The organism is Nitrospirillum amazonense (assembly GCF_007828045.1).
In the GTDB taxonomy this organism is placed as follows: Bacteria; Pseudomonadota; Alphaproteobacteria; order Azospirillales; family Azospirillaceae; genus Nitrospirillum; species Nitrospirillum amazonense_C.
In genome coordinates this window covers 334,886-343,118 of record NZ_VITN01000006.1, presented here as the reverse complement: position 1 = coordinate 343,118, position 8,233 = coordinate 334,886, and the positions used below count along the sequence as shown (strand labels likewise).

The following is an 8,233-nucleotide window of genomic DNA, read 5'->3' as shown; positions in this document are numbered from 1 at the left end:
AGGGTCCGTAGAGGACTTCCACCTCCAAGTCACAAGCCGGTTACCAACCCGGCTCTCGGTGCTTACGCACCTCGCGCCATGCCTGGCGCACCGAAATGAAAAAGGGCGGCCCGCTGGGGACCGCCCTTTTCCTTGTGCCCGCCGCTGTCCGGGACCGGGGCGGCGGGAGGGGTATCGGGTGGCCTTTTGCCACACCGCCGCCCGCCCCGCCGTCGCCGATTAGAACAGCTTCAGGATGGCCTGCTGGCTCTGGTTCGCCAGCGACAGGGTGGTGACACCCAGCGACTGGCGGGTCTGCAGGGTCAGCAACTCCGCGCCGGCCTGGTTCTGATCGACCTGCACCAGGCTGTCGGCACCGTCCGACAGGACGTTGTTGAAGGCGTCGGTGAAGTCGGACCGGGTCTGGATGACGTTCAGGTTGGTGCTGAGCGTCTGGCCGGCGGACCGCAGCTGGGTGGTGGCGTAGGTCAGCTGGGCCACGGCGGCGTCGATGTCCGACCGGTCCAGGAAGTCGTTCTGGGCGTAGTCGAGGCGCAGGCCCTGGCCGTCGGTGGTGACGTTGGTGGACTTGACGCTCAGCGAGTTGGTGTTGGTCTCGTTGAACTGCACCGACAGGTCGTTCTGGGTGTTGGCCGGCGTCTGCTGCGATGTCGTCATGTTGGCGGACCGGTTGGCCGACGCCGCCTGCATGATCTTCGTCGAGTCGACGTTGATGCGCACCGTGCCCGTGGTGAAGGACATGGCGTTTTCGCCGTCCGTCAGCTTGCCGCTGCCACGATCATTGGCGCCCGACCGGGTGATGGACACGCCGTTCAGGTCGGTGGCCGTGACGGCCAGATCCACATCCTTCTCGATGGTGGAGGTGCCGTTGCCCGCCGTGCCCAGTCCTTCCAACGTGGAACGGTCCACGGTGAAGGACACGACCGAGCCCGAGGTGAAGGACACGGAGATGTCCTTGGTCAGGGCGTTGACGGTCGAACTGCCCAGCGTGAAGCTGTTGGACGTGCCGAAGCTGCTGGCCGCGGTGATCTGGAAGCTGCTGCCCGTCACCGGACCGATGGTGAAGCCCGAGAAAGCACTGCCTGGAAGGGAGTTGTTGATCAGGCTCTGCAGGTTTGTGGCGATGGCGGCCTGGCGCGTCGTCGGCGACGGGTTGGATACGTCGCCGGCCGAGGCGGTGTAGCTGAACGTCCGGCCGTTGATGGTGACGTTGAAGGTGTCGCCCTCGTCGATGTTGCCGGTGATGTTCACCTGCGATATCTGCGGCGTACCCGAGGTGCCGGCGCTCACCAGGCTGTTGGTGGCGCTCTGGGTGTTGTCGAAGAAGGTGATGGACCGGGACTCGCCGCCTTCGGTGATCACGGCGGTGCGGGTCTGTCCGACGGCGCCGCGAATTTCGATCGACACGTCGGAGAAGTTGCCGGCGGTGCTGCTGAGCTTGCCGGACACCTTCAGGCCGAACAGGCCGCGGGCGTCTTCCGCCGAGGCGATGTCGCCGGCGTTGCCGGAGATGTCGCCCGTGCCGGACACGCGGACGGAGTAGGTGTCCGAAGTGGTGACGTTGGTCACGCGGCTGTTGGACAGGCCGGTGATGGAGTTCACCGTGGACCGCGACAAGGAGGTGGCGTCGAAGGTCTGGCCGCTGCCGGCCAGCAGGTTCTTCCCGCCGTAGCCGCTGTCGGCGGCCAGCTTGTCGATCTGGTCCTTGATGTCATTGAACTGGTCGGCCAACGACTTGCGGGTGGCGATCGCGCTGGGGTCGTTGCCCAGGTTGGAATAGGCCGAGGTCGTCAGGCCCTTGGCCTGGTCGATCAGCTTCTGGATGGAGGTGATGCCCTGGTTGCCCGCCTTGATGGTGCTGATGGCCTGGCCCATCGCGTCCTTCAGGGTGGACAGGTCGCTGGCACGCTGGTTCAGACCCTGGGCCGCGAAGAAGGCCGTGGGGCCGTCCAGCGCGCTATTGACCTTGTTGCCCGTGGACAGTTGCGCCTGGAGCTTGTCGATCGAGCTGTTGGTGTTCTGCAGCAACAGCAGGTTGGAACGCATTGCCGAAGAGAGGGCGACTTGAGAGGACATCATCTATCTCCTTTTGAGCTGCCGGAGGGCGGCCGTTTGGGCCGGTCTGATCCTTCTGGCGAGAGCAAGCTGCTGGTCCCATGCCATCGAAGAGCGCCACCCGCCCGCTGCCGGGGGGGCCTAAGTCCCCGTCTCCGGGCGGCAACCCGTTCCTGCCGGGATGGCGGGACGGATTGGTCCGGGGTTGCCCGGGGGCGCTACGCTGGCATGGACGCCATCAACCTCCTCTGATGGACGGTTAGGTTCGGACGGCTAACCGCAGAAACCGTGCCAACAGCCCGAAGCGCTATCTACGCGTCTGTAAATAAAGGGATTCTCTGGTCCAGGACCGCTGGCGACGACAGAAATGCGAACAATTGGGGCGGTCGGAATTTCCCGCCGCCCGGTCAAAATTGCCGGGTGAAGCGGCCCAAGGCGGTCGGGATTTCCTGGTTGCCGGCCCGGAATTGGCGCCGCATACGCCCCGCCGGGCGCCCGGAAGGGCCGTGGCCCGAGCCTGGGGCCAACCCTCGGCCGCCGCCGCGGCGCTTTTTGCCGGGCACCGCACCACTCTTTCGTGCGTAGGGTGGCGGGGATTTCAGCTGGAAAACCGGGACGCCGGGCGGGTCAGGGTTGCCGCGCGCCGGGCCGCTTTCCTGATTGACCATGGCCCCGCGAACCGCGTAAACCCTAGCTCGCGATGGTTTCGGGGCGTAGCGCAGTCTGGTAGCGCGACGGTTTTGGGAACCGTAGGCCCCCGGTTCGAATCCGGGCGCCCCGACCATCGCCCGGACCGGCGCCGGAATGGCGACGGCAGGCAACAGGTGTTTCGTTCAACCGGGGACGTTCCAGAGATGCAGGTTCGTATCTATCAGCCGGCCAAGACGGCCATGCAGTCCGGCCGGGCCAAGACCCATTCGTGGATCCTGGAATATGAACTGGCCACCGCCCGCCGGCCGGAGCCGCTGATGGGTTGGACCAGCTCGGGCGACACCCTGAACCAGGTGAAGCTGACGTTCGACAGCGCCGAAGAGGCCATCGCCTACGCGACCCGCAAGGGGTGGACCTACGAGGTTATCACCCACAACGACCGCATCGTCCGGCCAAAGAACTACGCCGACAACTTCCGCACCGACCGCCCCCGCGTCGGCCGCTTCTGATCCTTTTCTGATATCGGGCGCCCCGGCCCTCGGGCCCGGGGCCGCCTCCGGGCCCCATAGCTCAGTTGGATAGAGCAACCGCCTTCTAAGCGGTAGGTCGCTGGTTCGAATCCAGCTGGGGTCGCCAACCCGCCGGACCCGCCCGCACACCCTGCGCGGCGGGTCTTGTCGTTTCCGCCCCCCGCAGTGATCCGACCCATAGGGTGCCCACAAGGCAGACGCGCCCGGCGCATGCTTGCAAAAACATCGGCAGCGGGGTTACTGAGAATGACTCGCACCTCTCAGCCGGGCCGCGCCATGCTCAAGTCCCTCCGTCCTCTTGCCGCCGCCCTCACGCTGCTGGGCCTGGCCCTCGGGGCCGCCCTGCCCGCAGGGGCGGCGGAACCGGCGCCCGCGCAGACCATCTGGCGGCTGCTGGACTATGTGGCGGTGGACTATGCCGGCGCGGTGGCCGACGGCCAGGTGACCAGCGAGAGCGAATATGCCGAGCAGGCGGAGTTCGCGGCCAGCGCGCGGGAGCGGATGGCCGGGCTGCCGCCCACCCCCGTCCTGCCCCAGTTGCAGGCCCAGGCCGATGCGCTGAAAGCCGCCATCGCCGCCAAGGCGCCCCCGGCCGAGGTGGCCGGCCTGGCGCGCGCCCTGGGCCGGGATCTGCTGGCCGCCTACCCCGTGCCGCTGGCGCCCACCGCCCCGCCGGACCTGGCGCGGGGCCGAGCCCTGTACGCGGAGAATTGCGCCGCCTGCCACGGCGCCACCGGCCATGGTGACGGCCCGGTGGGCGTCACGCTGGATCCCAGGCCCGTGGCCTTCAGCGACACCGGACGCGCGCGCCAACGCAGCGTCTTCGCCCTGGAGCAGGTGATCGAGCAGGGGTTGGACGGCACGCCCATGGTCAGCTTCGCCCACCTGCCGGCCGAGGACCGCTGGGCGCTGGCCTTCATCGCCGGCGGCTTCGCCTTTACGCCCGGCGACATCCAGGCGGGCGAGGCGCTGTGGCGCGCCCGGCCCGATCTGCATGCCCTGTTTCCCAATCTGGAGGCCCTGACCCAAGCCTCGCAGGCCGCTCTGGAGGAGAAGGCGGGCGCCCATGACGCCCAGGCGCTGCTGGCCTACCTGCGCGCCCATCCCGACGCGGTCATGCCCAAGGCCAACGACAGCCTGGCCATCGCCCACGCCAAGCTGGGCTTGGCCGTGAAGGCCTATGAGGCCGGCGACGCCAAGGCGGCCGGCGACCTGGCCCTGGCCGCCTACCTCGACGGGTTTGAACCGGTGGAGCCCATCCTGAAGGCGCGCGACGGCGGCCTGATGACCCGCGTGGAAAGCGCCATGGGCGCCTTCCGCGGCGTCATCGGCCAAGGTCGGCCGGCGGACCAGGTGCGCGCCCAGGCCCAGGCCATCAACGGCCTGCTGATCGAGGCGGAGCATGCGTTGTCGCCCGCCGCCGCCAGTGACGCCTCCACCTTCGTCGGCGCCTTCACCATCCTGCTGCGTGAAGGGCTGGAGGCCTTGCTGATCGTGGTGGCGATGATCGCCTTCCTGCGCAAGGCCGGGCGCGCGGACGTGCTGCGCCATGTCCACCTGGGCTGGACCACCGCCCTGGCGGCCGGCCTGGCGACGTGGACCGTGGCAACCTACCTGGTGTCCATCAGCGGCGCTAGCCGGGAACTGACGGAGGGCCTGGGCTCGGTGTTCGCCGCCTTGGTGCTGCTGTCGGTGGGCGTGTGGATGCACGGCAAGTCCCAGGCCGGCGCCTGGCAGCTGTACATCAAGGAGAAGCTGTCCCACGCCCTGTCGCGACAGTCGGCCTGGTTCCTGTTCCTGCTGACCTTCGTGGTGGTCTACCGCGAGGTGTTCGAGACCATCCTGTTCTACATGGCGCTGTGGGCGGAGGGGGCGCACATGGCCGTGCTGGCCGGCGCCGGGGCGGCCGTGCTGCTGCTGGCCGCCATCGCCTGGGGGCTGCTGCGCTACAGCCGCCGCCTGCCCATCGGCGCCTTCTTCGCCTGGAGTTCCGGCCTGATGGCCGTGCTGGCCGTGGTGCTGGCCGGCAAGGGCGTGAAGGCCCTGCAGGAGGCCGGCTGGCTGGACGTCGTCCCCCTGGCCCATGTGCCCAGCGTGGAGATCGTGGGCCTGTTCCCCACGGCGCAAACCGTGGCGGCCCAGGCCGTGATGGCCGCCGCCCTGGCCGCCGGCTTCGCGTATAACGGGCTGGCCGCCAGACGAAAGGGCGCGTGAGGCGGGTTACGGCGCCGCTCCCTGCCGGGCCAGCCAGCGGCCCAGCTGATCGTGCAAAATGTCCATGGGCATGGGGCCGTCGTCCAGCACGGCGTCATGGAAGGCGCGGATGTCGAAGCGGGCGCCCAGCGCCTGCTCCGCCCGCCGCCGCTCCGCCAGGAACTTCAGCTCGCCCACCTTGTAGGCCAGGGCCTGGGCCGGCCAGGCGATATAGCGCTGCGTTTCGCCCAGCACCGCGCGTTCCGGCAGGGCGGTGTTGTCGCGCAGGCAACTGGCGGCCCGCTCGGCGCTCCACCCCTTCCAGTGGATGCCCACGTCCATCATCAGGCGGCAGGCCCGCCACATGTCGAAGGACAGGCGGCCGAAACGTTCGTAGTCCGTGCGGTAGACGCCCATGTCCTCGCCCAACTGCTCGGAATACAGCGCCCAGCCCTCGATGAAGGCGGTGGGTTCGTCCTTGCGGCGGAAGGCCGGCAGGTCCGTGCGCTCCTGGCCCAGGGCGATCTGCAGGTGGTGGCCGGGCACGCCCTCATGCAGGATCCAGGACGGCAGGCCGAACAGCGGGTCGCCGAAGGATTTGGACCCCACCACCACGCGGCCAGGCACGCCCTTCACCGGATCGCCCAGGTCATAGCCGCTGGACGAGCCCTCCTGCTCTGGCGGCTTTTGCCGGATGGTCCAGGTCAGGCGCGGCAGCGTGCCGAACCACAGCGGCAGCAGGCCGTCGATGCGCTTGCCGATCTCGCTGGCCTTTTCCACATATGTCGCCAGATCCGGGGCGTAGAACTGCTTGTCAGTGCGCAGTTTGGCGATGAACTCGGGCAAGGTGCCGGTGAAGCCGGTGGCCCGCATCGCGGCCGCCATCTCCCCCCGGATGCGCGCCACCTCCCGCTCCCCCAGCGCGAACACGGCGTCGGGCGTCAGGTCGGTGGTGGTGGAGCGGCGCACGGCGTAGGCGTAGTACTCCCGCCCGTCCGGCAGGCTGCTGGCGCCCAGCGTGTCGCGAGCATGGGGGACGTAGTCCTGCTCGAAGAAGGCCACCAGCTTCGCCCGGGCCGGCTTCACCGCCTGGGTCACCGCCGCCAGGGCGTCAGCGCGCAGGGCCGCCTGGCGGTCGGCCGGGATGGTGGCGGGCAGCACCTTCAGCGGCCCCAGCAGGGGGCTGGCCTCCGCCGGCTGGTCGGCCGCGATCTTGAGGATGTTGAGAACGGAGGTGGCGGTGGGGCGCGGCTGGACGAAGCCGGTTTCCAGCCCGCGCCGCATGTTGGCGACCTGCTGGTCATAATAGGCGGGCAAGGCCCTGAGGCGCGCGACCCAAGCCTGGGCATCCGCTTCCGTCCGGATGACGGTGGTGGCGGCGGCGTAGTTGGCGGTGTTGAAGAAGCCGTCGCCATTGTCGAAGGGGATGCGGTCCTCATCGAACCTGGCACCGTCCACCAGCACGCCCAGACGCCAGTCCAGCAGGCGGCGGGTCAGGGCCTCCTCGCCATCGGGGGCCGAGGGCGGCAGCCTGTCCAGGCGGGCTTTCAACGCGGCATAGTCCTGGGCGCGGCGATCGGCGGCGGCCTTGCTGACGTCCGGCCAGCCGGGCCCATCGGTGCCGTCCGTCTGGCGGGCCAGCGCCTCATAGTCGGCGATGACGGCGTCCACGCCGCCGACGGGCTTGGCCATCGGGATGGCGGGCTCGGCCCAGGCGGAAGAGGCGGCGGGGGCTATCGCCGCCAGAGTGAATACCAGCGCCACCGCGGTACGGTTCATCATCGCCCCCTGCTGCCCGTCATTTCCCCGCAGGGTCAACGATAGGATATTATATGTCAAATATTTTATACAATTTCATCATGGCGCGCCGCCGCGCCCGGGACCGGAGCATCGATCCGTATAAGCGTCATGGCCCCAACCCTTCCACGCCACCACCCCAGAGTCGCCACAATGCCCGTGCAGGTAAAGGGGTGACGCGGGGATGGGCGCGTGATGGGGAAATCACCCTGCCCGCCCGCCTTCCCCCGTCGCCCAGTCCCCGATGAGGAAGATATGCGCCTGACACTCCGTGCCCTGGCCCTGGGCGTCGCGCTGGCCGGTTCCGGCCTGGCGTCGTCCCAGGCCGCCCCACCCCCGGCCAACCAGGCGGCCGGCGCCACCAGCACCCGTATCCCCGACAGCGCGGCGGAAGGCGAGGCCAACCGCCAGACGGTTCTGGCTTTCTACGACGCCTTCTTCAACAGGCATGACCTGTCCGCCGCCGACCGCTACGTCGCCCTTGACTGCCGGGAGCATACTCCCGGACTGGCCGATGGGCGCCGCGCCCTGCAGGACGCCTACGCCACGTTCTTCCAACATCATCCCGACGCGAAGGTGGAGGTCGTTCGCAGCATCGCCCAGGGAAACCTGGTCGTGCTGCATGTGCACGCCATCCCCGGCCCGGACGCCCAAGGCACGGCGGTGGTCGATATCTTCCGTGTGCTGGACGACAAGGTGGTGGAGCACTGGTCGGTCAGCCAGCCGGTGCCGGCCAGCGACCCCGACGGCAAGGGCGTGTTCTGAAGCCGCGCCCTTGACGCCGGCGGCGCGGGGGGGGCTGCCGGGCGTTTCAGGCATGTAGCTGAACATTCGCGTTAAGATCGGGAATGCCCCCCTCGTAATGGTGGCGATGAGGCCTATCTCAACCATCCGTCTTTTCACTCTTCCGGCCTTGCCGTAGCATATTTGTTGGGCGGGCGGCTTCAGACGCCGCTGGCTACAGGAAGAAGCGCCCGCGCCCAGCAGCTTTTCCGCAATGGGAACTG

At 68.6% G+C, this 8,233-nt stretch carries 5 protein-coding genes and 2 tRNA genes; 5 read left to right on the top strand and 2 right to left on the bottom strand.

Translation table 11 applies throughout. The features are described from left to right. Window positions 1–219 precede the first annotated feature (219 nt). A complete protein-coding gene (locus FBZ89_RS13065; protein ID WP_145750414.1) occupies window positions 220–2,076 on the bottom strand; it encodes a flagellin N-terminal helical domain-containing protein in 1,857 nt (618 codons plus the stop codon). 686 nt (window positions 2,077–2,762) lie between these two features. Between FBZ89_RS13065 and FBZ89_RS13060 the strand changes: the two genes are divergently transcribed. The 4 genes from FBZ89_RS13060 (at window position 2,763) to FBZ89_RS13045 (ending at window position 5,450) form a co-directional block, all read left to right on the top strand. Continuing rightward, window positions 2,763–2,839 (top strand) — tRNA-Pro (locus FBZ89_RS13060). 70 nt (window positions 2,840–2,909) lie between these two features. Further along, window positions 2,910–3,215 carry an ETC complex I subunit gene (locus FBZ89_RS13055; protein WP_145750386.1) on the top strand — a complete coding sequence of 102 codons (306 nt, stop codon included), beginning with the start codon at window positions 2,910–2,912 and terminating at the stop codon, window positions 3,213–3,215. A 50-nt stretch (window positions 3,216–3,265) separates the two neighbouring features. Beyond that, a tRNA-Arg gene (locus tag FBZ89_RS13050) sits at window positions 3,266–3,342 on the top strand. Between the two features lie 140 nt (window positions 3,343–3,482). Continuing rightward, window positions 3,483–5,450 (top strand): cytochrome c/FTR1 family iron permease, encoded by a 1,968-nt coding sequence (locus FBZ89_RS13045; protein WP_246172165.1) that lies wholly within the window; start codon window positions 3,483–3,485, stop codon window positions 5,448–5,450. 6 nt (window positions 5,451–5,456) lie between these two features. Here FBZ89_RS13045 and FBZ89_RS13040 read toward each other — a convergent pair whose 3' ends face one another. After that, window positions 5,457–7,211 carry a DUF885 domain-containing protein gene (locus tag FBZ89_RS13040; protein ID WP_145750385.1) on the bottom strand — a complete coding sequence of 585 codons (1,755 nt, stop codon included), beginning with the start codon at window positions 7,209–7,211 and terminating at the stop codon, window positions 5,457–5,459. 270 nt (window positions 7,212–7,481) lie between these two features. On the opposite strand from FBZ89_RS13040, the gene FBZ89_RS13035 reads away from it, so the two are divergent. Continuing rightward, window positions 7,482–7,991, top strand: a complete 510-nt coding sequence (locus FBZ89_RS13035; RefSeq protein WP_088873562.1) for a nuclear transport factor 2 family protein — start codon at window positions 7,482–7,484, stop codon at window positions 7,989–7,991. Window positions 7,992–8,233 lie beyond the last annotated feature (242 nt).